At 71.7% G+C, this 22,676-nt stretch carries 24 protein-coding genes; 10 read left to right on the top strand and 14 right to left on the bottom strand.

Going from position 1 to position 22,676, the window contains the following annotated elements; genetic code table 11:
- Nucleotides 1-78: 78 nt before the first annotated feature.
- From glyS to glyQ, 3 genes are all read right to left on the bottom strand, one after another.
- Nucleotides 79-2,256, bottom strand: coding sequence for a glycine--tRNA ligase subunit beta (glyS, locus tag WFQ05_RS05105; RefSeq protein ID WP_337052939.1), 2,178 nt, complete (start codon nt 2,254-2,256; stop codon nt 79-81).
- A 71-nt stretch (nt 2,257-2,327) separates the two neighbouring features.
- Complete coding sequence (locus WFQ05_RS05100; RefSeq protein ID WP_337052938.1) at nt 2,328-2,960, bottom strand: glutathione S-transferase family protein; 633 nt, start codon at nt 2,958-2,960, stop codon at nt 2,328-2,330.
- The gene (gene glyQ / locus WFQ05_RS05095; protein ID WP_130530262.1) at nt 2,957-3,886 is read right to left on the bottom strand and encodes a glycine--tRNA ligase subunit alpha; all 930 of its coding nucleotides are present in this window, start codon (nt 3,884-3,886) and stop codon (nt 2,957-2,959) included. Before glyQ ends, WFQ05_RS05100 begins: the two co-directional genes overlap by 4 nt.
- Before the next feature lie 92 nt (nt 3,887-3,978).
- Here glyQ and WFQ05_RS05090 point away from each other — a divergent pair, with 92 nt between their 5' ends.
- From WFQ05_RS05090 to WFQ05_RS05080, 3 genes are all read left to right on the top strand, one after another.
- Complete coding sequence (locus WFQ05_RS05090) at nt 3,979-5,787, top strand: GspE/PulE family protein (RefSeq protein WP_130530264.1); 1,809 nt, start codon at nt 3,979-3,981, stop codon at nt 5,785-5,787.
- Nucleotides 5,784-6,509, top strand: coding sequence for a glutamine amidotransferase (locus WFQ05_RS05085; protein WP_130514827.1), 726 nt, complete (start codon nt 5,784-5,786; stop codon nt 6,507-6,509). The genes WFQ05_RS05090 and WFQ05_RS05085 overlap by 4 nt, the downstream gene beginning before the upstream one ends.
- A gap of 62 nt (nt 6,510-6,571) precedes the next feature.
- Nucleotides 6,572-7,459, top strand: a complete 888-nt coding sequence (locus tag WFQ05_RS05080; RefSeq protein ID WP_130514829.1) for a BPSS1780 family membrane protein — start codon at nt 6,572-6,574, stop codon at nt 7,457-7,459.
- Nucleotides 7,460-7,847: 388 nt separating this feature from the next.
- Here WFQ05_RS05080 and tatC read toward each other — a convergent pair whose 3' ends face one another.
- The 4 genes from tatC to WFQ05_RS05060 all read right to left on the bottom strand — a co-directional run bounded on the left by tatC (nt 7,848) and on the right by WFQ05_RS05060 (nt 10,357).
- On the bottom strand, nt 7,848-8,612 hold the full coding sequence (gene tatC, locus WFQ05_RS05075; RefSeq protein WP_130523913.1) for a twin-arginine translocase subunit TatC: 765 nt from the start codon (nt 8,610-8,612) through the stop codon (nt 7,848-7,850).
- A complete protein-coding gene (tatB, locus tag WFQ05_RS05070; RefSeq protein WP_130523912.1) occupies nt 8,593-9,039 on the bottom strand; it encodes a Sec-independent protein translocase protein TatB in 447 nt (148 codons plus the stop codon). Before tatB ends, tatC begins: the two co-directional genes overlap by 20 nt.
- 63 nt (nt 9,040-9,102) lie before the next feature.
- On the bottom strand, nt 9,103-9,339 hold the full coding sequence (gene tatA, locus WFQ05_RS05065; RefSeq protein WP_130514837.1) for a Sec-independent protein translocase subunit TatA: 237 nt from the start codon (nt 9,337-9,339) through the stop codon (nt 9,103-9,105).
- Between the two features lie 106 nt (nt 9,340-9,445).
- Nucleotides 9,446-10,357 carry a lipid-binding SYLF domain-containing protein gene (locus tag WFQ05_RS05060; protein ID WP_130514839.1) on the bottom strand — a complete coding sequence of 304 codons (912 nt, stop codon included), beginning with the start codon at nt 10,355-10,357 and terminating at the stop codon, nt 9,446-9,448.
- Nucleotides 10,358-10,523: 166 nt separating this feature from the next.
- Between WFQ05_RS05060 and hemH the strand changes: the two genes are divergently transcribed.
- Nucleotides 10,524-11,516, top strand: coding sequence for a ferrochelatase (gene hemH, locus WFQ05_RS05055; RefSeq protein WP_130524215.1), 993 nt, complete (start codon nt 10,524-10,526; stop codon nt 11,514-11,516).
- Nucleotides 11,513-12,370, top strand: a complete 858-nt coding sequence (locus WFQ05_RS05050; RefSeq protein ID WP_337052937.1) for an alpha/beta hydrolase — start codon at nt 11,513-11,515, stop codon at nt 12,368-12,370. Before hemH ends, WFQ05_RS05050 begins: the two co-directional genes overlap by 4 nt.
- 288 nt (nt 12,371-12,658) lie before the next feature.
- Here WFQ05_RS05050 and WFQ05_RS05045 read toward each other — a convergent pair whose 3' ends face one another.
- From WFQ05_RS05045 to ttcA, 6 genes are all read right to left on the bottom strand, one after another.
- Nucleotides 12,659-13,750, bottom strand: coding sequence for an alpha/beta hydrolase (locus WFQ05_RS05045; protein ID WP_337052936.1), 1,092 nt, complete (start codon nt 13,748-13,750; stop codon nt 12,659-12,661).
- 16 nt (nt 13,751-13,766) lie between these two features.
- Nucleotides 13,767-14,594, bottom strand: coding sequence for an AraC family transcriptional regulator (locus tag WFQ05_RS05040; RefSeq protein WP_337052935.1), 828 nt, complete (start codon nt 14,592-14,594; stop codon nt 13,767-13,769).
- Nucleotides 14,595-14,877: 283 nt separating this feature from the next.
- Complete coding sequence (locus WFQ05_RS05035; protein ID WP_337052934.1) at nt 14,878-15,660, bottom strand: SprT family zinc-dependent metalloprotease; 783 nt, start codon at nt 15,658-15,660, stop codon at nt 14,878-14,880.
- 55 nt (nt 15,661-15,715) lie between these two features.
- A complete protein-coding gene (locus tag WFQ05_RS05030; RefSeq protein WP_130534929.1) occupies nt 15,716-16,615 on the bottom strand; it encodes a recombination-associated protein RdgC in 900 nt (299 codons plus the stop codon).
- Between the two features lie 135 nt (nt 16,616-16,750).
- On the bottom strand, nt 16,751-17,443 hold the full coding sequence (locus WFQ05_RS05025; protein WP_337052933.1) for a hypothetical protein: 693 nt from the start codon (nt 17,441-17,443) through the stop codon (nt 16,751-16,753).
- The gene (gene ttcA / locus WFQ05_RS05020) at nt 17,443-18,351 is read right to left on the bottom strand and encodes a tRNA 2-thiocytidine(32) synthetase TtcA (RefSeq protein ID WP_337052932.1); all 909 of its coding nucleotides are present in this window, start codon (nt 18,349-18,351) and stop codon (nt 17,443-17,445) included. Before ttcA ends, WFQ05_RS05025 begins: the two co-directional genes overlap by 1 nt.
- A gap of 116 nt (nt 18,352-18,467) precedes the next feature.
- Here ttcA and WFQ05_RS05015 point away from each other — a divergent pair, with 116 nt between their 5' ends.
- The 5 genes from WFQ05_RS05015 to WFQ05_RS04995 all read left to right on the top strand — a co-directional run bounded on the left by WFQ05_RS05015 (nt 18,468) and on the right by WFQ05_RS04995 (nt 21,417).
- Nucleotides 18,468-18,674, top strand: a complete 207-nt coding sequence (locus WFQ05_RS05015) for a YdcH family protein (RefSeq protein WP_130523903.1) — start codon at nt 18,468-18,470, stop codon at nt 18,672-18,674.
- 193 nt (nt 18,675-18,867) lie between these two features.
- Nucleotides 18,868-19,536 carry a hypothetical protein gene (locus WFQ05_RS05010; RefSeq protein ID WP_337052931.1) on the top strand — a complete coding sequence of 223 codons (669 nt, stop codon included), beginning with the start codon at nt 18,868-18,870 and terminating at the stop codon, nt 19,534-19,536.
- A gap of 56 nt (nt 19,537-19,592) precedes the next feature.
- Complete coding sequence (locus WFQ05_RS05005) at nt 19,593-20,216, top strand: hypothetical protein (RefSeq protein ID WP_337052930.1); 624 nt, start codon at nt 19,593-19,595, stop codon at nt 20,214-20,216.
- The gene (locus WFQ05_RS05000; RefSeq protein WP_130514860.1) at nt 20,213-20,827 is read left to right on the top strand and encodes a hypothetical protein; all 615 of its coding nucleotides are present in this window, start codon (nt 20,213-20,215) and stop codon (nt 20,825-20,827) included. The genes WFQ05_RS05005 and WFQ05_RS05000 overlap by 4 nt, the downstream gene beginning before the upstream one ends.
- Nucleotides 20,824-21,417 carry a hypothetical protein gene (locus WFQ05_RS04995; protein WP_337052929.1) on the top strand — a complete coding sequence of 198 codons (594 nt, stop codon included), beginning with the start codon at nt 20,824-20,826 and terminating at the stop codon, nt 21,415-21,417. Before WFQ05_RS05000 ends, WFQ05_RS04995 begins: the two co-directional genes overlap by 4 nt.
- Here WFQ05_RS04995 and WFQ05_RS04990 read toward each other — a convergent pair.
- Nucleotides 21,414-22,673, bottom strand: a complete 1,260-nt coding sequence (locus tag WFQ05_RS04990; RefSeq protein WP_337052928.1) for a hypothetical protein — start codon at nt 22,671-22,673, stop codon at nt 21,414-21,416. The genes WFQ05_RS04995 and WFQ05_RS04990 overlap by 4 nt on opposite strands.
- Nucleotides 22,674-22,676: the final 3 nt, after the last annotated feature.

The raw sequence follows: 22,676 nt of genomic DNA, 5'->3' as shown, positions 1-22,676 counted from the left end.
ACCCAGCGCCTTTCGCCTGGAAAAGCCCAAGCCCGCTGTGTCCGACTGCGCGGGACCAGCGGGCCTCCCGGGCCGTCCTCAGGCCGAAAGCTGCGCAATATCGGCCACCTTGCCGAAGCGCGCATGCAGCCGATGCAGCAGGGCCAGGCGATTGCCGCGCACGGCCGGGTTCTCGGCGTTGACCATCACCATGTCGAAGAAGCTGTCCACCTGCTCGCGCAGCAGCGCCAAGCGCGCCAGCACCGCGACGTAGTCGTGCTGATGCAGGGCGGTGTCGGTGTCGCCGATCGCGGCCTGCACGGCCTCGGCCAGCGCGGCCTCGGCCGGGTGTTCGATCAGGCCGCGATCCAGGTGATCGGGGATCTGCACGCCCTCGGCCTGGGCCTTCTTGAGGATGTTGCCGATGCGCTTGTTGGCCGCAGCCAGCGCGGCGGCCTCGGGCAGCGCGGCGAAGGTGCCGATGGCCTCGATGCGGCGATCGAAGTCGTACAGCGAGGCCGGCTTGAGCTCGGCCACCGCGTTGAACTGCGTGGTCGGCACGCCCTTGTCGGCGTAGTAGCCCTTCAGGCGATCGAGGATGAAGTCGTAGAGCTCAAGGATGTCCTTCCTTGATAACTCAGACGATCCCTCCTGGGATTCACTTACCTTGGCTCCCGCAGAGGAAGCGGAAAGCGCGGCTTGAGTTCTCTTCTCCGCGATAGTCGAGGCGACATCGGTACTCACGGCTCCGTGTGCGCGTGCAATTAACGACTTCAGATCCAGATCAAACCCACTCTCGATGATCGTCCGCGCCAGCCCCAGCGCATTGCGGCGCAGCGCGAAGGGATCCTTGTTGCCGGTCGGCTTGAGGCCCGCGGCGAAGCCGCCGGCCAGCGTGTCCAGGCGCTCGGCGATGGCCAGCACCTTGCCCAGCGGCGAGAGCGCGATGTCGTCGCCCGCGAAGCGCGGCTGGTAGCCCTCGTCGATGGCCAGCGCGACCTCCTGAGGTTCGCCGGCCGCCAGCGCGTAATGGCGCCCGGCGATGCCCTGCAGCTCGGGGAACTCGCCGACCATGCGCGACTGCAGATCGTTCTTGGACAGCTCGGCCGCGCGCCGGGCCAGCGCCGCGTCGGCGCCGACCTGCGGGGCGATGGCCTGCGCCAGCGCGGCCACGCGCGCGACCTTGTCGGCCACCGTGCCCAGCTTGGCCTGGTAGGTGACGGTCGCAAGTCCGGCGCCCATCGCTACCAGGCCCTGCTTGAGGTCCTCGTCGAAGAAGAACTTGGCATCGGCGAAGCGCGGGCGGATCACCCGCTCGTAGCCGGCGCGCACCTGCGCCGGATCGCGCGAGGCGATGTTGGCGATGCCGATGAAGTGCTCGGTCAGCACGCCGTCGCGCAGCACCGGGAAGAACTTCTGGTTGATCTCCATCGTCTCGATCAGCGCTTCCTGCGGCACGGCCAGGAAGGCGGCTTCGAAACTGCAGGCGACCGCGTTCGGCCACTCGGTCAGGCACACGACCTGTTCCAGGTTGTCGTCGGTGACGCGCGCGTCGCCATCGACGCTGCGCGCGGCGGCCTGGACCTGTTCGATGATGCGGGCGCGGCGCTGCTGCGGGTCGACCAGCACGCGCGCGGCCTCCAGCGCGGCCACATAGTCGCCCGGCGCGGCGATCGACACCGGCGCGTCGTGCTCGAAGCGATGCCCGCGGCTCTCGCGGCCGGCGGCCACGCCCATCAGCGTGGTGTCGATGACCTGCTCGCCCAGCAGCGCCACCAGCCACTGCACCGGCCGGGCGAAGGCGTAGTCGTGGTCGCCCCAGCGCATCGGCTTGGGGATCGGCATGGCGGCCACGGCCTCGGCGATCACCTCGGGCAGCAGGTCGGCGGTGCGCGCGCCGGCGCGCGTGGCGCGCAGCACGAAGCGCTCGCCCTTGGCATCGGTGGTGCGCTCGAGCTGGGTCCAGTCCACGCCGGCCTTGGCCGCGAAACCGCTCAGCGCCTTGGTCGGCTGGCCGTCCGCATCCAGGGCGATGTTCACATACGGGCCGAACACCTCGCTGGCCTGCTCGGGCTGCTCCACCGCCACGCCGGGCAGCAGCACCGCCAGCCGACGCGGGGTGAACAGCGGCCGCGCCTCGCGCGCGTCCACCGCCACGCCGCGCTTTTCCAGCCCGGCCTTGATGCCCTCGAACAGCGCATCGGCCAGCCCCGGCAGCGCCTTGACCGGCAGCTCCTCGGTGCCCAGTTCGATCAGGAGGGGAAGTTGTTCGCTCATGTGGTCAAGCCTTGGAGAAGGGTCCGCTCGGCTGGGCGAGCGAGATGCATCGGGAAGATCGTCGTGCGCCGTCAGGTGGTCGGCGCGAAGAACGGGACGTAGCGGTTGGCGAACACCGGCAGCGCTTCGTAGCGCGCCACGCGTGCGGCCAGCGCCGGCGTGTCGGCCAGATCGTGCGGGACCGCGTCGCGCGCATAGGTCGTGCAGCAGGCCAGGGTGATGTCGGCCTGGCTCATCGCGTCGCCGATGAGCCACTCGCGCTCGCCGGCCTCGACGCAGGCCTGCTCCAGCACCGCCAGGGCGCCGCGCATCTGCGCGTTGCAGCGCTCGACCCACGGCGCGTGGCGCTTGTCCGCGGGGCGGAACACGCGCTCCATCACCTGGTGCAGCGCCTTCTCGACCGCGCCGGTGGCAAAGCCCATCAGGCGCTGGGCCTGGCGTCGTGCCGCGCCGTGCGCGGGCAGCAGGGCGCGCTGCGGCCCGGCGACCTCGTCGAGGTAGTCCAGGATCACCGCCGATTCGGTCAGCGCTTCGCCGTCGTCCAGCACCAGCACCGGCACGCGCCCGAGCGGGCTGTAGGCGCGGATGCGGTCGAAGTCGCGGCCCACCGACCAGTCGCGATGCTCGAACGGCATGCCCAGCACGTCCATGCTCACCGCCACGCGGCGCACGAACGGCGAGTCGAACATGCCGATCAGGATCATGCCGCGGCCTCGTGCGCGGCGCGCTTGAGCCCCGGGAAGCCGAGCTTCTCGCGCTGCGCGTAGTACGCCTTGGCCACGGCCTGGGCCAGGGCGCGCACGCGCAGGATGTAGCGCTGGCGCTCGGTCACGCTGATGGCGCGGCGCGCGTCGAGCAGGTTGAAGCTGTGGCTGGCCTTGGTCACCTGCTCGTAGGCGGGCAGCGGCAGGCCGGCCTCGACCAGCTTGACCGCCTCGCGCTCGCAGGCGTCGAAGCGGTGGAACAGCTCGGCCACGTCGGCATGCTCGAAGTTGTACGCGCTCTGCTCGACCTCGTTCTGGTGGTAGACATCGCCATAGGTCACCGGCGTGCCGTCCGGGCCGTAGGTCCACACCAGGTCGTAGACGTTGTCGCAGTCCTGCAGGTACATGCACAGGCGCTCGAGCCCGTAGGTGATCTCGCCCAGCACCGGCCTGCATTCCAGGCCGCCGGCCTGCTGGAAGTAGGTGAACTGGGTGACTTCCATGCCGTTCAACCACACTTCCCAGCCCAGGCCCCAGGCGCCGAGCGTGGGCGATTCCCAGTTGTCCTCGACGAAGCGCAGGTCGTGCACCAGCGGGTCGATGCCCAGCGCCTTGAGCGAATCCAGATACAGCTGCTGCAGGTTGTCCGGGTTGGGCTTCATCGCCACCTGGTACTGGTAGTAGCGCTGCAGGCGGTTGGGGTTCTCGCCGTAGCGGCCGTCGGTGGGGCGGCGCGAGGGCTGCACGTAGGCCGCGTTCCACGGCTCGGGGCCGAGCGCGCGCAGGAAGGTGGCCGGGTGGAAGGTGCCCGCGCCGACTTCCAGGTCCAGCGGCTGGATCAGCACGCAGCCTTGCGCCGCCCAGAACTGGTTGAGGGTCTGGATCAGGCCCTGGAAGGTGATGGGTGTGGCCGTCGTGACAGTCATGCGGCGAAGGGCGGAAAAAGGGGTGGGCTAGTATACGGGCGTGATGCGACCGCTTCTGGCCGCATGGACATGGCCAGGGGGCCGATGCCGCAATGGAACAGACCCAGCGCAGGGCCGATTTCTCGCCGGAGTCCACGGTGCTCGGGTCGGGCCGGCTGGACTTCGCCCAGGTCGCCCGCGCGGTGCTGGCCGACGGCCTGGTCGCCGAGGCCGACCGCGGCCGCATCCAGATGTCCGCCGCCGGCGCGCGCAGCGCCAGCGAGGTGCACCCGCTGGTGCTGCTGGCCAACCTCAAGCTGGCCGCGGCCGCCGGGGGCGAGCTGAGCCTGGAGCGCCTGACCGAATGGCTGGCCCGCCGCGTGGAGGTGCGCTACCTGCGCATCGACCCGACCCGGGTGGACGTGGCCAGCGTCACCGCCGTGGTCAGCCAGGCCTACGCCCGCCGCCACCGCATCCTGCCGCTGGCGGTCGAACACGACCGCGTGCTGATGGCCACCAGCGAGCCGCTGGACCTGAGCTGGAAGCCCGACCTGACCCACCTGACCCGCCGCCACATCGAACTGGCGCTGGTCAATCCGCTGGACCTGCACCGCTACACGATGGAGTTCTTCGGCGTGACGCGCTCGGTGCGCGGCGCCAAGGACCAGCGCGATCGCGAGCAGAACACATCCATGCCCAGCTTCGAGCAGCTGGTCGACCTGGGCCAGAGCGGCGAGGTCGGCGCCGACGATCACCACGTGGTGCAGATCGTCGACTGGATGCTGCAGTACGCCTACGAGCAGCGCGCCTCGGACATCCATCTGGAGCCGCGCCGCGAGCTGGGCCGCATCCGCTTCCGCATCGACGGGGTGCTGCACAAGGTGTTCGAGCTGCCGCCGCCGGTGATGACCGCGGTGGTCTCGCGCATCAAGGTGCTCGGCCGCATGGACCTGGCCGAACGCCGCCGCCCGCAGGACGGCCGCATCAAGACCCGCTCGCCCGGCGGGCGCGAGGTGGAGATGCGCCTGTCGACCATGCCCACCGCCTTCGGCGAGAAGTGCGTGATGCGCATCTTCGACCCGGACACCGCGTTCAAGCCGATCGCCGAGCTGGGCTTCAGCCCGACCGAGGCCGCCGGCTGGAACGCGCTGGTCGAGGCGCCGCACGGCATCGTGCTGGTGACCGGCCCGACCGGCTCGGGCAAGACCACCACGCTGTACTCGACGCTGCGCAAGCTGGCCACCGCCGACGTCAACGTGTGCACGGTCGAAGACCCCATCGAGATGATCTCGCCCGAGTTCAACCAGATGCAGGTCCAGAACAACATCGACCTGGACTTCGCCTCCGGCGTGCGCACCCTGCTGCGCCAGGACCCGGACATCATCATGATTGGCGAGATCCGCGACCTGGAGACCGCGCAGATGGCGGTGCAGGCCTCGCTGACCGGCCACCTGGTGCTGTCCACCCTGCATACCAACGACGCGCCCTCGGCCATCACCCGCCTGCTGGACCTGGGCGTGGCGCACTACCTGGTCGCCTCGACCCTGAGCGGCGTGCTGGCCCAGCGCCTGGTGCGCACCCTGTGCCCGCACTGCCGCCAGCCCACCACACTGCCGGCCCACGCCTGGGACGCGCTGCTGGAGACCGGCCGCCAGGTGCCCGAGGACGCCGCGCCCAACGCCCCGGTCGGCTGCCTGGAATGCCGCCGCACCGGCTACATGGGCCGCGTGGGCCTGTATGAGCTGATGCCGCTGACCCCGCAGCTGCGGGCGATGATCCGCGCCGACATGGACCTGGCCGCCTTCACCCGCGCCGCGCGCATCCAGGGCATGCGCACGCTGCGCGATGCAGGCCTTGACATGGTGGCGCGCGGTCTGACGACAATCGAGGAAGTCGTCTCCGTCCTGCCCCCCCGGGAATGAACCCGCCCTTCCTGATCGTCGAAACCGGCCAGCCGCTGCGCAGTCTCAAGCGCCACGGCGGGTTCTCCCACTGGATCCGCGTCGCCGCCGGCCTGGAGGCCGACGAGGCGGTGGTGGCCAATGTCGAGCGCGGCGACGCGCTGCCCGCGCATGGCGACTTCGCCGGGATCATCGTCTCCGGCTCCTCGGCCATGGTCACCGACCGCGCCGACTGGAGCGAGCGCGCGGCCGGCTGGCTGCGCCAGGCCGCGCACGAGGGCCAGCCGCTGCTGGGCATCTGCTACGGCCACCAGCTGCTGGCCCACGCGCTGGGCGGCGAGGTGGCCTACAACCCGGCCGGGCGCGAATCGGGCACGGTGCGCATCGACCTGCATCCGCCGGCCGCGCAGGACCCGCTGTTCGCGCACCTGCCCGAGGGCTTCATGGCCCACACCAGCCATGTGCAGACGGTGCTGCGCGCGCCGGAAGGGGCCACGGTGCTGGCGCGTTCGCAGCGCGACGGCTGCCAGGCCTTCCGCTGGGGCGAGCGCGCCTGGGGCGTGCAGTTCCACCCCGAGTTCGCCACCCACCACATGCGCGGCTACGTGGTCGCCCGCGCCGAGCACCTGCGCAGCACCGGCCAGTGCCCGGTGCGCATCCACCGCGAGGTGACGGCCGCGCCGCAGGCGCGCACACTGTTGCGGCGGTTCGTGCGCCACGCGCGCCAGGCCCGCGCCCGCTGACCCCGGCCAGGCGCGCCGGGCCTTTCCTGTCCTCCCCCCTGCGTTCATTCGGAACTGTCTCGATGTCGATGATCAACAAGGTGCCCGCGAGCGCCGGCGCGCAATGGCTGCTGGACGGGCTGGCCGCGCTCAAACGCGCGCCGCTGCAGCTGGGGGCGCTGGGCGCGCTGTGGGCGCTGCTGTCGCTGCTGGTGGCCCAGGTCATGGCGCTGGCCACGGTGCCGGGGCTGTTCCTGCAGCTGCTGCTGGGGCTGGCCTCGCCGGTGCTGTTCGCCGGCATGGTCGGCGCGGCGCGCAAGGTGGCCGGCGCGCAGCCGGTGGTGCCGGGCGATCTGTTCGGCGGGTTCCGCTCCGGCCGCATCTCCAGCCTGGTGGCCACGCTGCTGCCGCAGGTGCTGCTGGCCATCGCCGCCGGCCTGCTGCTGATGGCGCTGCTGGGCACCGAGGGCGTGCAGAAGCTGCAGGAGGTCATCGGCCATCTCGAGCAGCAGGCCGCCAGCGGCGGCGAGCCCGATCCGGCCATGGTGGCGCAGCTGCCGGCCGGGCGCCTGCTGCTGTGGCTGCTGCTGCTGATCGCCGGCGGGCTGGTGGCCAGCCTGCTGGTGTTCGTGGCGGTGCCGGACGTGCTGTTCGGCCAGCGCCGTGGCATGGAGGCGATGTTCAACAGCCTGCGCGCCTGTCTGCACAATCTGCCGGCGGTGGTGGTGTTCTACCTGCTGCTGGTGATCGTGCTGGTGCCGCTGCTGATCGTGGTGCAGCTGCTGGGCCTGGCCGTGGCCATGGTCGCCGGGCAGCTGCTGGGCATCCTGCTGACCAATGTGCTGCTGATGGGGGTGATGCTGCCGCTGCTGGCCGGGTGCGTGACCAGCGCCTGGAGCCAACTGCTGGGCCAGCCTGGCGCCGTCGCGCCGACCGAGCCGCTGCCGCCGCCTTCGACCTTCGCGGCCTGACGTTCCTCCGGTCGGGGTTCTCCCCTGTTGGGGAATTGCGGCGCGTGAGCTCTTGGCTTCGGAAGGGCAGCGGTCCGGCGGGCGGTGGCCGCTTGTCCCTCAATCAGGGCATCCTGCCCTGATTCGGGCGCTCGGCCTCCTGCCTCGCTAGGCGCGGCCACCGCCCGCCGGCCCGCTGCCGCAGGCGTTGAGCTAAGCGGCTTCGGCGCGCAAGAAGTCCTGATCCATTCTCAGCGGGGTCATCGGCCGGGTGCGACCCATGTAGGAGCAACCGTCTCCTGTAGAGCGGAGCTTGCTCCGCTGGAGCCTTCCCCACAAACCGAACGAAGCGCAGCGAAGCAAGCTCCGCTCTACCCACAAAGAGCTAGAGCCCCGCAGGGTGCGAGCTTCAAGCTTGCGCGGCCTTGCGCGGGAGGACCCAGCGGCAGGCGAGGATGCCGAGCTCGTAGAGCAGGCACATCGGCAGGGCCAGCATCAGCTGGGAGACCACGTCGGGCGGGGTGATGATCGCCGCGATGATGAAGACGCCGACGATGGCGTAGCCGCGCGATTCCTTGAGCTGCTGCGGCGTGACCAGCCCCACGGCCACCACGATCACCATCGCCACCGGCAGCTCGAAGCTCAGGCCGAAGGCCAGGAAGATCACCACCACGAAGTCCAGGTACTTGGCCGGGTCCGGCGCCAGGGTGACCACGTCGGGGGTGAACAGCGTCAGCGCATGGAACACCGCCGGCAGCACGGCGAAGTAGGCGAAGGCGCAGCCGGCGAAGAACAGCGCGATCGAGGACACCAGCAGCGGCACCGCCAGGCGCTTCTCGTGCCGGTACAGGCCCGGCGCCACGAAGCACCAGGCCTGGTAGATCAGCCACGGCGAGGACACGAACAGGGCCAGGTAGAAGGCCAGCTTGATCGGCGCGAAGAAGCCCGAGGTCGGGTCGGCGGCGATCATCTTGGCGGCCTGATCGACCGGCAGCTGCGAGAGCAGGGGGCGCGCCAGGTGCTCGAAGATGCGCTTGGCGAAGGGCATGGCGATCACCAGCACCAGCGCCACGCCGGCCAGGCCCCGGATCAGCCGCGTGCGCAGCTCGAGCAGGTGCTCCATCAGGCTGCTTTCGGCCTCGTGCTCGGAACGGTCAGGCACGGGGGCGTTCATGGCCTGGCTCGGATGCGGCGGGTTCGGCGGCGGTCGACTCGGCGGCGGTGGATTCCACGGGCGCATGCGGCGCGGAGGCGGCGGCCACGTCGGCAGCGGTGTCGGCGTTCGCCGCGGCGCCGTGCTCGGTGCCGGTGTCCTTCACCGCGGTGCGCAACTCGTCGAACTGCTGCTGCGCCTGGGCGCCGCCGCGGCGGGCCTGTTCCTCGGTGCGGCGAAGGGCCTCCTGGGCCTCGTGCAGATTGCGCTTGAGTTCCTCGGCGGCCAGCTCGCGCTCCAGTTCCTGCTTGACCGAGTCCCACTGGTTGCGCGCCCGGCGCACCCACAGCCCGGCGAAGCGGGCCGCCTTGGGCAGGCGCTCGGGACCGAGCACCACCAAGGCGACCACGGCGATGACGATGAGTTCGGGAAAGCCGATCTCGAACATGACGCGGCCCTCAGCGTCCGCCGGGCCGGCGCGGGCAGGGGGCCAGCACGACCACGCCTGCGATCAGCGGGCGTCGCCGCTGCGTTCGCGCTCGCGCTCCTTGGCGGCGGCCTCGTCGGCGCCACGCGCCTCGTCGGACAGGCGCGCGACCGGCTTGTCCTCGTCGTCGCGCATGCCCTTCTTGAATTCCTTCACCGCGCTGCCCAGGTCCTTGGCGCCGCTGGTCAGCCGCTTGGTGCCGAACACCAGCAGCACGATGGCCAACACGATGATCCAGTGCCAGATGCTCAAACCGCCCATGTCGGACCCGCCGGGTAGAAGTGGACAGTCAGGATAGCCTACGCCGCGCGCGCTTGCGCTGACCGCGGCGACCGCAAGCGCGCTGTCGCGTGCCGTTCTTGTGCGTTCAGTTCAGCTGTTCGGTGCGGATTTCACCTTCGCCCACCGGCTGGAAGCCCTGCTGCGGGGCCGGCTGCGGCTGCGCGGGCTGCGGTTGGGCCGGCTGGCCCGCGCCGATCGGCGCGGTCTGCGCCTCGGGATAGGCCGGCGCGGCCGGCGGCGCGCTGGGCGTGCCGGTGGTCACCACCGGGCGCGCGTCGCCGCCACGGGCGGCGCGGGCGGCGGCGGTGGCTTCCTCCAGCTCGTCGCGGAAGCCCACCACCTGCGCGGAGGGGTGAGCGGTGCGCCCCTCGAAGATCGCGCGCGGCGTGGCGCCCGGCCCGTAGGCGGCCACGTTGGCGTCGTCGTCGATGGACAGCACGGCCCCGTCCAGCGCGATGCCGGCGAACAGGCCGCGGGCGCGCGACCAGGACCAGATCTCGGCCTTGAGCTGGCCGTCGGTGGCGGCCGAGGCGTTGCGCCCGACCGGGCCGGCGGCCACGCCGGCGTCGGCGCCCAGGGTCACCTTGCCGTTGACGATGTTGTTGAGCGAGCGGTCGTTGCGGAACACCAGCACGATGTCCGAGGACTGCACGCCGGCCTGGAAGCCGACGCTGCCGCCGGTGAGCTTGACGAACACCGGCTGCGACCAGGTGCCGTCGGGATTCTTCACCGACATCAGGCCGTGGCCGCTGCGTCCGCCGAACAGCAGGCCGACCTTGAGCGAATCGGGGATGACGATGATCGCCTTGCCCTCGTCCAGCAGCTTGTCGGGGATGGACTCCTCGGGGATGCGCTGGATGTCGGTCAGCACGCGCGTGGCGTTGACGGCGCGGTCGTCCTGTTCGGTGCCGGCGAAGGCCTGCGTGGCGGCGAGGCTGGCCAGCAGCAGCACGCCCAGGCGGGCGAGGCGGCGCGGCGCGAAACGGGACAGGGGCATGCGGGAGGCTCCGGGGGGAAGTGGCAGGACAACGCAGCGCGCGCCGACGATGCCATCGGCCGCCATGCAACGCCGCGAGCCTAGTGAGCGGCGAGTGAATCGGCCATGAGCCCGCGCGGCATCTGTCATCATGCCGCCCATGTCCGACGCCCCCCTCGCCACGGCCATGGGCCAGGCCGCTTCCTCCTCGTCCTCCGCCATCGCCGGCACCCTGGTGCTGGCCAATCTGGGTACGCCGACCGCGCCGACCGCGCCGGCGGTGCGCCGCTATCTGGCCGAGTTCCTCAGCGACCCGCGCGTGGTCGCGATTCCGCGCCTGCTGTGGCAGCCGCTGCTGCGCGGGGTGATCCTGCCGCTGCGCGGACCCAAGTCGGCCGAGAAGTACGCCAAGGTCTGGCTGGAAGGCGGCTCGCCGCTGGCGGTGTATACCACCGGCCTGGCCGCGCAGGTGCAGGCCCTGCTGCCGCACTGGCGCGTCGTGCCGGCCATGCGCTACGGCGAGCCCTCGCTGCGCGCGCTGCTGCAGCAGGCCCGGGAGGAGGGCGGGCTGGTGCGGATGCTGCCGCTGTATCCGCAGTACTCGACCACCACCACCGCCTCGATGCAGGACGTGGCGCGCGCGGTGAATCCGGCCGCGCCGGACGCACGGCTGCAGTGGGTCGAGGACTATTCGGACGATCCGGACTGGATCGCCGCGGTGGCCGAGTCGATCGCGCACTGGCGCGCGCGCCACGGCGCCGGCGCGCATCTGCTGTTCTCCTTCCACGGCCTGCCCCAGCGCGTGGCCAACAACGGCGATCCCTATCCGCAGCGCTGCGAGCGCAGCGCCGCGCTGATCGCCCAGGCGCTGGGCCTGGGCGAGGGGGAGTGGACGCTGACCTACCAGTCGCGCTTCGGCCGCGAACGCTGGCTGGAACCGGCCACCGATACCGAACTGGCCGCCCTGGCCGCGCGCGGAGTGACCCAGGTCGACGTGGTCTGCCCGGGCTTCGCCGTGGACTGCCTGGAGACGCTGGAGGAAGTGGGCATGCAGTTCGCCGAGGGTTTCGCCCATGCCGGCGGCACGCTGCGCTACATCCCCTGCCTCAACGACGCGCCCGCCCATGCGCGCGCGCTGGTGGCGATGCTGGAGCGTCAGTTCGGGCCGATGCGGGCATGAGCCTGCGCCCGGTCACGGTGCCGACCCAGGTCGGCGCGCTGGCCGCGCTGCGCGGCGGCGATTCGCACGGGCCCAAGGTCATCGCCCTGCACGGCTGGCTGGACAACGCGGCCAGCTGGCTGCCGTTGTTCGCGCATCTGCCGCAGCCGCTGGACGTGCTGGCGCTGGACCTGCCCGGCCATGGCCACAGTCCGCACCTGCCGCCGGGCGTGGAGTATTCGCCGTTCGTGGCGATCAACGCCGTGCTCGACGCGGCCGATGCGCTGGGCTGGGCGCGCTTTGCGCTGCTCGGGCATTCGATGGGGGCGGGGATCTCCAGCCTGATCGCCGCGGCCTGTCCGCGGCGCGTGCGCGCGCTGGTCTGCATCGAGGCGCTGGGCGGACTGGCCGAGGATGCGGCCGAGGCCGGCAGCCGCCTGCGCGATGCCATCGAGCGGGCGCGCCAGCCCGCGCGACGGCCGCTGCGCGTGTTCGCATCGCTGGACGCGCCGGTGCGCGCGCGCATACAGGCCAACGGATTGAGCCAGGCCAGCGCGACCCTGCTGGTCGAGCGCGGGGTGCGCGCGGTCGACGCCGGCTGGGTCTGGAGCAGCGATCCGCGCCTGATGCTGCCCTCGCTGTATCGCGCCACGCATGCCCAGGTCGATGCCATCGTCGAATCGATCGACTGCCCGACTCGGGTGATCCTGGCCACGCCCGCCCAGCCCTACTTCCCCGAGCCGATCCGCAGCCAGCGCGCCGCGCGCCTGCGCCACGGCCAGACCTTCGTGCTGCCCGGCCACCACCACGTGCACATGGACGACCCCGCCGCCGTGGCCGCCCTGATCGACAACGCCCTCGGCAGCAACGACTAACCCCCGTGGGAGCCGCCATGGCGGCGATGAGGCTCTCCCGGTAAAGCTTCATCGCCGCATCGGCCCAACAGGCCACAAGGGCGGCTCCCGCCTGTAGAGCGGAGCTTGCTCCGCTGCTCTTCGCTCAGTTTGTGGGAAAGGCCCCAGCGGAGTCCCCAAGAGGGGATTGCCACAAGCTCCGCTCTACAGGCGGACCGTCGCGAGATTTGAGGAGACAGTTGCTCCCACCCAGCCACACGCAGACTCCTCGGCCAGGCCCCGGCAGGCGCCACCTGACCCTCGGCGCGACTAAGGGCGCTCGACTTTCAAACGGGCATCGAAGAAGGCGATGGCCTGCCGGATCGCGCTGGCATGCGTGGCCTCCTGCGGTGCGGCCAGGTGCTGGCACAGGGCAATGCGCGCCACGCCCGCACGCGTGCAGCGCCCGAGGAAGTCGTAGTGCCCCACCCGCGGAAGCGTAGTCAGCGTGGCCTGCGGCAGCTGCTCCGCCAGCCAGCGGCCATCGCTGGCGAGCGGTGCGACGGTATCGGCCTCGCCGCCCACGATCGTCACGGGGCGATCCAGCGAGGTCAGGCTGTCCGGCGCCAGCAGCAGCGCGGCGCCCGGTGCCATCAGGAAGGCGGCCTGGAGGCCGCGGATCGCGTGGTCATCGCCCGAGCGCGCCGCTTCCGCGGCTAGGGGCGCGCGCTTCAGCGCCGCCTCCCGCGCGGCCAGGGTCAGCTCGGGCGCTTCGGCCTGCGGCAGGCAGGCGGCCTCCTGCGGATCGGCATGGCAGCGCGCGATGAGCCGGCCCAGGTCGGCGCGCGCGCCCAGGGCGAGCAGGGCGGTGAAGCCGCCCAGCGAGAAGCCGGCCACGCCCATGTGGCGCGTGTCCAGGTGCGGGCCGAGCACGGGATCCTGCCGCACCAGCGCCAGCGCGGCGCGCAGGTCATCGGCGCGCTCCCAGACCAGGGTGCTGCCGGCCACCGTCATCGCATCCACGCCGTTGTTGCCGGGATGATCCACCGCGATCACGACATAGCCGGCGCGCGCCAACGCCGTGCCGAACCACGCCATCATGCGTGCCGAGCCGCCATTGCCATGCGAGAACAGGACGACGGGAAAGCGTCCCGGCGCCACAGGCGCGTCACTGGCCGCGCGCCCGGATTCGAACAGCGGCGCGCCCGGCGGTCCGATCTGCACCGGTGTTTCCGCCGCGTCGGGCCCCGCCGGATACCACACGGTGACCCGGACGTCATCGCGGTGGTCGGCATTGCGCAGGGCCGCGCTGGGCACGTGGGCCAGGCGATGGGCCTCGCCTGCGGTGCCGGCCGTGGCGCGCGCGCCGAGGGCCAGGCCCGCCGTCAGCACGATCAGGGAGGTCAAACGAAGCAGGGTCATCGGGGTGTCCTGGGAATCAGTCGGTCAGGGGTATCCACAGCTCGACATCGCCGATGCCGGTGCGGGTGTCGAAGTCGTCGCTGTACTTCTCGAAATCCGGAGCCTCGGCCACGGGCAGGCCGGAGCGCGGGAGCCAGTCGCCGACGAACACGCGCCAGGTCCGCCGGATCGACGAGATGTGCCCACGGTGCAGCGCGACCGCGTAGCGGCGCGCGGGCAGCGTCAGGCGTGTGAGCCCGGCGGCCGGATCACGCGCATCGCGGCGTTCGAACCCGGCCAGATAGTCGAAGCTGCCGTCGGACGCGCCGTTGCAGAACACGCCGAAGGCGGTGCCCGACGGCGGCTGGGCAAACGGATGGGTATACAGCGCCTGCCACTGCGAGGGGATGCCCTGCGTGGTGCCTCCGACGTAGCGCCGGGCGATGCCGACGATGCGCCAGGCCGGGGCGTGGACGACGCGTGGGGTCTCGGGCAGCTCGGCGGGGCCTTCCGGCGTGCGCCAGGGCTCGACCAGGTCGAGGCCTTCGAGCGTGCCGCGTGCGCGCAGCGCGGCCGGCGTCAGGCCGAACTGCTCGCTGAAAGCCCGGGTGAAGGCCTCGTGCGAGCCATAGCCCGACGCCAGCGCGATGGCCAGGATATCCGGCGCGCCTTCGGCGAGCTGGCGCGCGGCCTCGCTGAGTCGCCGCGCGCGCAGGTAGCGCACCACCGAGCAGCCGGTCATCGCCTGGAACAGTCGCGCCAGGTGGAAGGGCGACACGCCGGCGACCGAGGCGATGGTTTCCAGCGAGAGCGCTTCGGTGTAGTGGCTTTCGATGTACCAGAGTGCTTTTTCCGCCGCGACCATCGGTCCCCGTCCCCTGCGAGTGCGGGCAGCTTAGCGAGGCGGCTCGGGGCCGGTTTGATCGTTCTTGCGGTCGGCCGAGGCCGCGCCCGGCCTGCGATTGCCTCCCACCTGTAGAGCGGAGCTTGCTCCGCTGCTCTTCGTTCGGTTCGTGGGGAAGGCCTCAGCGAAGTCCCCAAGAGGGAATTGCCACAAGCTCCGCTCTACAGGCAGACCGCTGCGAGATTCGAGGAGACAGTTGCTTCCACCCAGCCACAGCCGGCTCCACCCACGGGTGCCTGTTGCTTCAGGGCTGCAGCAAGGCGCGCAGCTGCGCCTTGAGGGCGCGGCCTTCCTGATGGAAGTAGGCGCGTTCGGCGCGCCAGTCGGGGAAGCGGCGTTCGACCTCGTCCCAGAACGCCGGCGAGTGGTTGGCCTGGGCCAGGTGGCACAGCTCGTGGACCAGCACGTACTCGAACGCGCTCGGCCGGGCCAGCACCAGCGACAGGTCCAGCGCCATCGTGCCGTCCGGGCTCAGCGAGCCCCACTGCGAGGACATGATCTTCAGCCGCAGCCGCGTCGGCGCGCGCGGCAGGCCGGGCAGGTGGCGCGGCATCCAGCGCGCCACGTCGCTGCGCGCCTGGGCCTCGTAGAACTCGCGCAGCGCGCGCGCCAGGGTGGCCTGCGAGCCGCGCGCCGGCCATTGCACGTGCAGGCCGTCCTCGCGCAGTTCCAGGCGCGCGTAGCGGCCGGGCTGCCAGTGCAGCGGGATCAGCGCGCCGCGCAGCGGCAGGTGCGTGCTCTGGCCCGGCTGCAGCGGCTGCACCTCGCAGGCCTGCACGCTGCGGGCCAGCTGCTCGTAGAGCCACTCGCGATGCAGGTCGAGGAAGCGATCGCCGGCGATGAGGCTGGCGCGCAGCGGCAGGGTCAGGCGCGCGCCGCGTTCGTCCACGCTGAGGCGGATGCGGCGGGCGCGCGGATCGCGCACGCGCTGGATCTGCAGCGGGGCGCCGCCGTCGGCCGCCGGGTACAGGACGGTGTCCCGCTCGACGGTGCGGGTGGGTTTGGCGATGAGCCGGCGCAGCAGCATGGGGGCATTGTACGGACGCGCGTGATGGGTATTGGACCGCCCGCGCGCAGCGGCGCTACTCCACCTTGCTGAACTTCAGCGCGCCTTCCAGGATGAAGAACAGGCGCCGCACCTCGGCGCTCATCAGCGCGAAGCGCGCGTCCAGCTCGGCGCGCAGGTCGTCGATGTTGTCGTCCAGCTGATCGACCGCGCCATCGAGGAACTTGAGCTTGCGGATGATCAGGTCCTCGCCCAGGACGAAGGACACGTGGTCGTCGAGGTTGAGCGCCAGCTTGGTGACCTGCTTGCCGGCCTCCAGGTGCTTGTCGACTTCCTCGCTGCGCAGCTCCTGCTTCTGGCACTTCACCACCGCGCCGCCGTCGATGGGGTCCTTCATCTCGCATTCCTCGCCCAGGCTCAGGCCTTCGGGGAGGGGCTCGCCGGCGATCCAGCCGGTGAGGATCGCGCGCGGCGCGATCTCGGCGTTGATCGGCATGGCCGGGAAGCTGCCCATCACCCCGCGCAGCTCGGACACCACGTTCTCGGCGCTCTTGCGCGAGGACGCGTCCACGGCGATGAAGCCCGAGCGCGCGTCGATCAGCGCATCGGTGCGCGAGGGTTTGACGAAGGCGCGCGGCAGCAGCTCGTGCAGCAGGTCGTCCTTGAGCCGCTTGCGGGTCTTGCCGCCGGGGCGGCGCCCCTCCTTGGCCTCGATCTCGTCCAGCTTGCGCGCCAGCAGGTCGTTGACCACCGCGCCGGGCAGCAGCTTGTCCTCGCCGCCGACGCTGACCCAGATCGCGTCGTCGGCGCGATGGGTGGCGACGTCCTCCGAGCGCCCGAAGGGATTGATGAAGCCGCGCGAGTTCATCTCCAGCGGGCCGACCGGCTTGAGCGGGGCCTGGGCGACCTGGGCGTCGAGTTCGGAGAAATCCAGCGAGGTGGGGAAGCGGAACAGGGTGAGATTGCGAAAGAACATGCAGGGGACCGGATGGGGCGCGCGGCGCGCTGGAAGCGGCGGACAGCGCGGCGAAAGGGATCGGGGATTATCACCGCTGCGGACCGCGCCGACAGCCTTGACACGTCGGTGCGGCGGCAGTGCCGAAAAGATCCTTCAGGGATGGGTGCCGACCAGCTGCACCGCGTCGATCGAACCGGTCGGCGCGCCGGGCGTCACGGTCAGGCGCACCGCGCGGGTCTGGTAGGGCGTGGGCGCGAAGCGCGCCTGGAACCAGGTGATCTGCTGGGCGTCGCGCGGGCTGCGGTCCGGGCCGTTCCAGACCACGTGGCGCGCGCCGGTCTGATCGATCAGTTCGATCCGGCGCAGGCGGCCGGGCAGGCCGACCTGGCGCACGCGCACCGCGCTGGCCGACACGGCGGTGTCGTAGCGCAGTTCCAGCCATTCCGGCGCGCGGCGCTTGCCGGTCGCCTGTTCGGGCGCCCAGCCCTTCTCGGGGTAGCGCACGCTTTCGGCGTCGGGCGCGCCGGTGGCCGCCTCGGGCGTCCAGCGCCCGTCGTGGCCGGCCAGGGCGGTGGCATAGGTCGAGCTGGCCGTGGCGCTGATCGCCCACTGGCCGGCCGGATCGTCCAGATACTGCTGGCCGGCCAGGGCCTGCTCGATCTTGGCCTGGCGCTGGGCCGCCTGGCGGGCGCTCGCCGCCGGCGCGGCCAGGGTCGGGGTCGGCGTGGAGGTCTCGGGCGCGGCCACGGGCGCATCGGCGCCGGCGCGCGCGCAGCCGGCCAGCACGGCCAACGCCGACAGCGCGACCAGCGGCCGCGATGCGTTGTTCAGCCCACGCACCGCCATCAGTCCAGCCCGGGCGTCTCGCCGCGCAGCCAGGCGTGGGCATCGGGCTGCAAGGCGCCCTCGGCATGGCCAAGGGCGGCGAAGTCGAACAGCTTGGCATCGGCCAACTGCGAGGGCCGGATGTCGCCCATCGCGCGGGCGATCTGCTCGATCCGGCCGGGGTGTTCCTTCTCCCAGGCCTTGAGCATGTTGCCGACCTGGCGGCGCTGCAGGTTCTCCTGGCTGCCGCACAGGTTGCAGGGAATGATCGGGAACGCCCTGCGTTGCGCGTAGTCGACGATGTCGGCCTCGCGCACATAGGCCAGCGGGCGGATCACCACGTGGCGGCCATCGTCGGACAGCAGCTTGGGCGGCATGCCGGAGAGCTTGGCGTGGTGGAACAGGTTCATGAAGAACGTGGCCACCATGTCGTCGCGGTGGTGGCCCAGGGCGATCTTGGTGAAGCCGTGCTCGGCCGCGTAGGCGTAGAGCGCGCCGCGGCGCATGCGCGAGCACAGCGAGCACAGGGTCTTGCCCTCGGGCACCACGCGCGTGACCACCGAGTAGGTGTCCTGCTCGATGATGTGGAAGGGGACACCCAGGTCTTTCAGATAGGCCGGAAGCACGTGCTCCGGGAAGCCCGGCTGCTTCTGGTCCAGGTTGACCGCGACCAGCTCGAAGGGCACCGGCGCCTTGCGCTGCAGCTGCAGCAGGATGTCCAGCAGGGTGTAGCTGTCCTTGCCGCCGGACAGGCACACCATCACCTTGTCGCCGGCCTCGATCATCGCGTAGTCGGCGATGGCCTGGCCGACCTGGCGGCGCAGGCGCTTGGCCAGCTTGGTCTGCTCGCGGCGCGCGCGTGCATCGGCGCTGGCCGGCGTGGCCGGCGGCGCGCTGTCGATCAGCTGCAGGGGCAGGGGCGTGGACATGGGGGTCGGGCATTCTAGCCGGCCGCCGCCGTCCCTGCCCGGGCCGGCGCGCGCCGGGCGGTGCCGGGCGGGCCCGTGCGCACCGCCCGTTGCGGTCTTCCGCGTATGCTTGGGCCGTGCACCAGGAGCTCACCAGCGATACGGTCATCCGGCTTGCCGCGCTGCGGCGGGAGCACCGCGATCTGGACGATCAGATCAGCCGCAGCATCGCCGAGCTGCACGCCGACGAGCTGACCATCAAGCGCCTGAAGAAGCGCAAGCTGTGGCTCAAGGACTGCATCACCCGGCTGGAAAGCGCGCTGATCCCCGACGAACCGGCCTGAGCCGCAGCGGCGGCTTGTGACCGCCACCGTCACTGGTGCGGTCCCGCGCGTTCCACCCAGGCCGGCGGGAAAACCCCGCATCGGCGCGCAGTTGCGTGTGCTCACCGGGTTTTGGCGGGAATTGGCCCGATGCTTGCTTCACAGTGGGTTACGGCCCTGCCTCGTCCGGGCGTTTGATGTTGTTTGTCCGCCCATGTCTCCGATCGGCTCCGCCGCCTCCGCCATCGCCATCGCCCTCCCCCCGACCGGGGCCGGGCTGCGCGTGGTGCGGCTCGGGCCCGGCCAGGCCGGGGCGCCGCTGCGGGCGATGCGCCGGCGCCTGGCGGCCGAACAGGGCCGTGAGCCCGAACCCGACGACGCGCTGGAGGCCAGCGCCACCGTCGTGGCGGTATTCGCCGGCGAGGCCATGGTGGCGGCGGTGCGCGTGCATGCGACCGATACCCCGCAGCTGCGGCGCGAGCTGGGTACGTTGCTGCAGCTGGACCGCTTCAGCGGCATCTGGGCGCCGGAGCACATCGTGGTCGGCTCGCGCCTGCAGGTGCTGACCGAGTTCCGCACCCGCCAGGTCATCGATGCGCTGCTGCGCGAGAGCTATCGGCTGGTGCGCGATTCGGACGTGCGCTTCGGCCTGATCGCCTGCGAGCCGGCGCTGCATGCGCTGTTCGCCTTCTACGGCTTCCGCGAATACCTGCCGCCGGCGATCCTGCCCGGCGATACCGGCGTGCTGCGCATGGCGCTGGTGTGCGAGGACGCCAGCACCTTCATCACCTGCGGCTCGCCGCTGGTGGATCTGGTCCAGCACCCGCAGCTGGGCCTGTCCGCGCGCGCCTGGCTGGAGCAGACCTTCCCCGTGCTGGCCTGAGCGTCGCCGCCGCGCGGGCGCGGTGCTAAGGTGCCGGCGCCGACGGAGCGCTGGATGTGGTTGGAAAGCAGGAACTCATCGACAAGGCACGCAATCCCTGGTGGCAGGCCGCCGCCGCGGTGGCCTTGCTGGCCCTGGTGCTCACCTTCGTCCTCGGGGGCTTCCGCGACGCCTCGGGCAAGGCGCATCCGCTGCCGCGTAGCGGCCCGGACAAGACGCTGCGCAGCGGGGCGATGGCGGTGACCCCGCGCCAGGCCTGGCTGGCGCACTACCCGCCGGGCGGCCGGGTCGATCCGGCCGATCCCCAGGCCCTGTACCTGGTGCTGGAGGCCGACGTCGAGAACCTCACCGAGCGCAGCTTCAACGGCTACGGTTTCCTGCGCGAGGACGTGGTGCTGGTCGATGCGCGCGGCGAGCCCACCCGCCCGGAGCTGCTCAAGCGCGCCGACGACCACAGCATCCTGACCGCCCTGCAGCCGCGCCTGCCCCAGCGGGTGGAGCTGGTGTGGCCGCTGCCGGCCGGCGCGACCGTGCCCGCGCAGCCGCTGTTCGGCCTGTTCGCCCGCGACTACGTGGCCAAGGCCTATCTCAACGATCAGGGCGGCTGGATGCAGGGCGCGCCGAAGGCGTTGATGCAGCTGCCCTTGCGCGACCTGCGCGATCGGGTGGTGGCGCCATGAACGCCGGGCCGTGGTCGCTGCCGCGCCTGCGCTGGCGCCCGCTGCTGTGGATCGCGCTGGCGCTGGTGGCGATCGTGGTCCTGCGCAAGCACCAGTCCAGCTACGAGCAGCGCGATGCGCCGCTGCTGCAGCCGGCGCCGGCGAGCGATGCGGTGGGGCGCAACTTCCGGGTCGAGGTCGGCGCGCTCAAGGTCGTCCATGCCTACCTGCTCAACGGCCCCTATCCGGGCGATGAGGCGCTGACCCTGCGCACGCCGGGCATCTGGCTGTCGGTCCTGGCCAAGGTCGAGGCCACCCAGACCCAGGGCATGCTCAACGCCCAGCTGCGCACCCGCAGCGGTCGGGTCTACGTCGCCTCCGGCGCCGAGCGCCCGCGTCTGCCGGCGTTCAACCTCTCCGGTCGCGAGCTGGCCCCGGGCCTGCAGGAGGTCGGCGCCTGGTTCTTCGAACTGCCGCCGGATCAGCTGCAGGGCGCGCACCTGCAGCTGTTCTGGGGCACCAGCCTGCCCGTCGGCGGCGACAGCCTGGTCGATGTCGACCTCGGCCTGGACGCGGCGCGCGCGCGGAGCATGCTCGAAGAGGCCAAGCCCGTCCTGGATCTGCGCCAATGAAGACAACGGTCACGACCGGATGGTGGCGGCGCAACGCCGGCTGGCTGGCCGGCGCGCTGGTGCTGGGCGCCTTGGCGCTGTGGCTGCCCTACCGGCAGGCGCGCCAGGAGGCGCTCACCCTGCATCCGGACATCCCGGTGCGCGCGGCGCCCGGCCAATGGGCGAGCTTCGGCGGGGCGCGCTGGCGGCTGCTGGCGGCCGAGGTGGTGGAACCGGGCGATCGCCGCCTGCGCGGCTGGCTGCGCCAGGATGCGGTGGTCCTGCTGCTGCGCTACGAAGTCGTGCGCGCGCCCGGCGCGGATGTGACGCTGTTCGAGACCTGCCGTGGCGCGGTCACCGATGCGGCCGGGCGGCGCTGGGAAGCCGGCCCGAACGCCCTGCCGCGGCTGGCCGGCCCACGCCTGCCGACCGGCTGCGGGAGCGGCCTGGACGCGAACGGCAACCGGGTGACCATCGCGCCCGGCCAGCCGCTGCTGTTCCAGCACGCCTTCGTGCTGCCCCGTGGGCAGGAGGTGCACGGCCTGCATGCGCGGATCGAGCTGAGTCCGCGGGCCGGTGTCTCCGGTCGTTACCTGGACGTGCCGCTCTAGCGCGCGGCCGGCAGCCGTGCGATGGCGCGGTCGAAGGTGGCCGCCAGCAGCACGGTGCGCAGCACGTCGGTCAGCAGCGAGGTGCGGAACGACAGCGGCGTGGTCAGGAACACCGCGTACAGCTGGCCCTGCACCTGCTGCACGTCCGGCGACTGCGGCCCGATCAGCTGCCGCATCCAGTGCCAGGCCCAGGAGTCGACCCAGGCCAGCAGCTGCCAGCCCACGCACAGGGTCAGCAGCGCCGGCAGGCCCGCGCGCAGCACCAGGCGCAGGCTGTTGACCACCGGCACGCCCTTGCTGGTCCAGCCCTCGCTGACCTTGTCCACCAGCATGCGCAGGCCGAAGTGCAGCCCGCGGTAGCGCTGCACCAGCTGTTCCAGCCGGGTGTCGGCCTGGTCCAGGCGCTGGGCCTTCTTCAGGTCGATGCCGTAGATCAGCGCGGTGATCGCCAGCCAGATCAGCGGCAGCACCACCGCCCCGGCGGCCGTGGTCGCCACGTCCCACACCGGGTCCAGCACGCGCCGGGCCGGCGGCAGCAGCGCGAACAGCGAGGCCGGGCTCTCCCACCAGCGCGTGGCCGCCACATAGACCGCCCGTTCGTGCCACCAGTCCATGGCCAGCCCGTGCAGCTTGCCGATGGCCGCCACGCCGACGAACACCCAGTACGCCTCGCACACGGTCACCAGCAGTTTCCAGCCCCAGCCCTCGCCGGCGGCGGCGCGGCGCTTGGCCGCCCAGCGCAGCAGCCAGGCGATGGCCAGCGCGATCCAGATGCCCTTCAGATGCAGGACGTTGGCCAGGTCTTCCTTGTCCCACACGCTGACCACATAGCCGGTGCGGAAGTCGCGGCGCAGGTTCTCCAGCAGGCCCCAGCCGGCGTAGTAGGCGAAGAACGGCAGCAGCGCCACCGCCAGCGCGCCGCTCCAGTGCGCGCGCGCCGGGTCCAGCTGCGGCGTGGTCGCGCCGCCGGCCAGCATCGGCAGCGAGGGCCGCAGCGACTGGAACATCATGATCGTGCCGGCCAGTTGGGTGACGATCAGCAGCGACAGCGCGGCGAAGGACAGCAGCGCGCTATAGCCGCCCAGCCGCACCGCCAGCTGCATCAGCGCGTCGTAGCACACGCGCATGGCGAAGAACCAGAACAGCAGCGCCGGCCAGTGTTGTACCAGCAGGCGCCCGGCCAGGCGTGGCACCTCCAGCCAGGCCGGCCCGCGGTCGTCGGCGATCTCGGAGCTTGCGGCGGGCTGGGGCATCATGCG

This window comes from Pseudoxanthomonas sp. USHLN014, from assembly GCF_037153335.1.
Classification (GTDB): Bacteria; Pseudomonadota; Gammaproteobacteria; order Xanthomonadales; family Xanthomonadaceae; genus Pseudoxanthomonas_A; species Pseudoxanthomonas_A winnipegensis.
The sequence above is the reverse complement of the archived record's forward strand: the minus strand, read 5'-3'. Positions and strand labels throughout refer to the sequence as shown.

Coding starts and splice junctions, on each gene's coding strand:
- tatB (WP_130523912.1), bottom strand. CDS start 9,039: ATGTTCGAGATCGGCTTTCCCGAACTCATCGTCATCGCCGTGGTCGCC.
- WFQ05_RS05045 (WP_337052936.1), bottom strand. CDS start 13,750: ATGACCCTGCTTCGTTTGACCTCCCTGATCGTGCTGACGGCGGGCCTG.
- tatA (WP_130514837.1), bottom strand. CDS start 9,339: ATGGGCGGTTTGAGCATCTGGCACTGGATCATCGTGTTGGCCATCGTG.
- WFQ05_RS05040 (WP_337052935.1), bottom strand. CDS start 14,594: ATGGTCGCGGCGGAAAAAGCACTCTGGTACATCGAAAGCCACTACACC.
- WFQ05_RS05030 (WP_130534929.1), bottom strand. CDS start 16,615: ATGTTCTTTCGCAATCTCACCCTGTTCCGCTTCCCCACCTCGCTGGAT.
- WFQ05_RS05025 (WP_337052933.1), bottom strand. CDS start 17,443: ATGGCGGTGCGTGGGCTGAACAACGCATCGCGGCCGCTGGTCGCGCTG.
- WFQ05_RS05090 (WP_130530264.1), top strand. CDS start 3,979: ATGGAACAGACCCAGCGCAGGGCCGATTTCTCGCCGGAGTCCACGGTG.
- WFQ05_RS05010 (WP_337052931.1), top strand. CDS start 18,868: ATGTCTCCGATCGGCTCCGCCGCCTCCGCCATCGCCATCGCCCTCCCC.
- WFQ05_RS05035 (WP_337052934.1), bottom strand. CDS start 15,660: ATGCTGCTGCGCCGGCTCATCGCCAAACCCACCCGCACCGTCGAGCGG.
- WFQ05_RS05085 (WP_130514827.1), top strand. CDS start 5,784: ATGAACCCGCCCTTCCTGATCGTCGAAACCGGCCAGCCGCTGCGCAGT.
- ttcA (WP_337052932.1), bottom strand. CDS start 18,351: ATGTCCACGCCCCTGCCCCTGCAGCTGATCGACAGCGCGCCGCCGGCC.
- hemH (WP_130524215.1), top strand. CDS start 10,524: ATGGGCCAGGCCGCTTCCTCCTCGTCCTCCGCCATCGCCGGCACCCTG.
- tatC (WP_130523913.1), bottom strand. CDS start 8,612: ATGAACGCCCCCGTGCCTGACCGTTCCGAGCACGAGGCCGAAAGCAGC.
- WFQ05_RS05100 (WP_337052938.1), bottom strand. CDS start 2,960: ATGATCCTGATCGGCATGTTCGACTCGCCGTTCGTGCGCCGCGTGGCG.
- glyS (WP_337052939.1), bottom strand. CDS start 2,256: ATGAGCGAACAACTTCCCCTCCTGATCGAACTGGGCACCGAGGAGCTG.
- WFQ05_RS05050 (WP_337052937.1), top strand. CDS start 11,513: ATGAGCCTGCGCCCGGTCACGGTGCCGACCCAGGTCGGCGCGCTGGCC.
- WFQ05_RS04990 (WP_337052928.1), bottom strand. CDS start 22,673: ATGATGCCCCAGCCCGCCGCAAGCTCCGAGATCGCCGACGACCGCGGG.
- glyQ (WP_130530262.1), bottom strand. CDS start 3,886: ATGACTGTCACGACGGCCACACCCATCACCTTCCAGGGCCTGATCCAG.
- WFQ05_RS05060 (WP_130514839.1), bottom strand. CDS start 10,357: ATGCCCCTGTCCCGTTTCGCGCCGCGCCGCCTCGCCCGCCTGGGCGTG.
- WFQ05_RS05080 (WP_130514829.1), top strand. CDS start 6,572: ATGTCGATGATCAACAAGGTGCCCGCGAGCGCCGGCGCGCAATGGCTG.
- WFQ05_RS04995 (WP_337052929.1), top strand. CDS start 20,824: ATGAAGACAACGGTCACGACCGGATGGTGGCGGCGCAACGCCGGCTGG.
- WFQ05_RS05000 (WP_130514860.1), top strand. CDS start 20,213: ATGAACGCCGGGCCGTGGTCGCTGCCGCGCCTGCGCTGGCGCCCGCTG.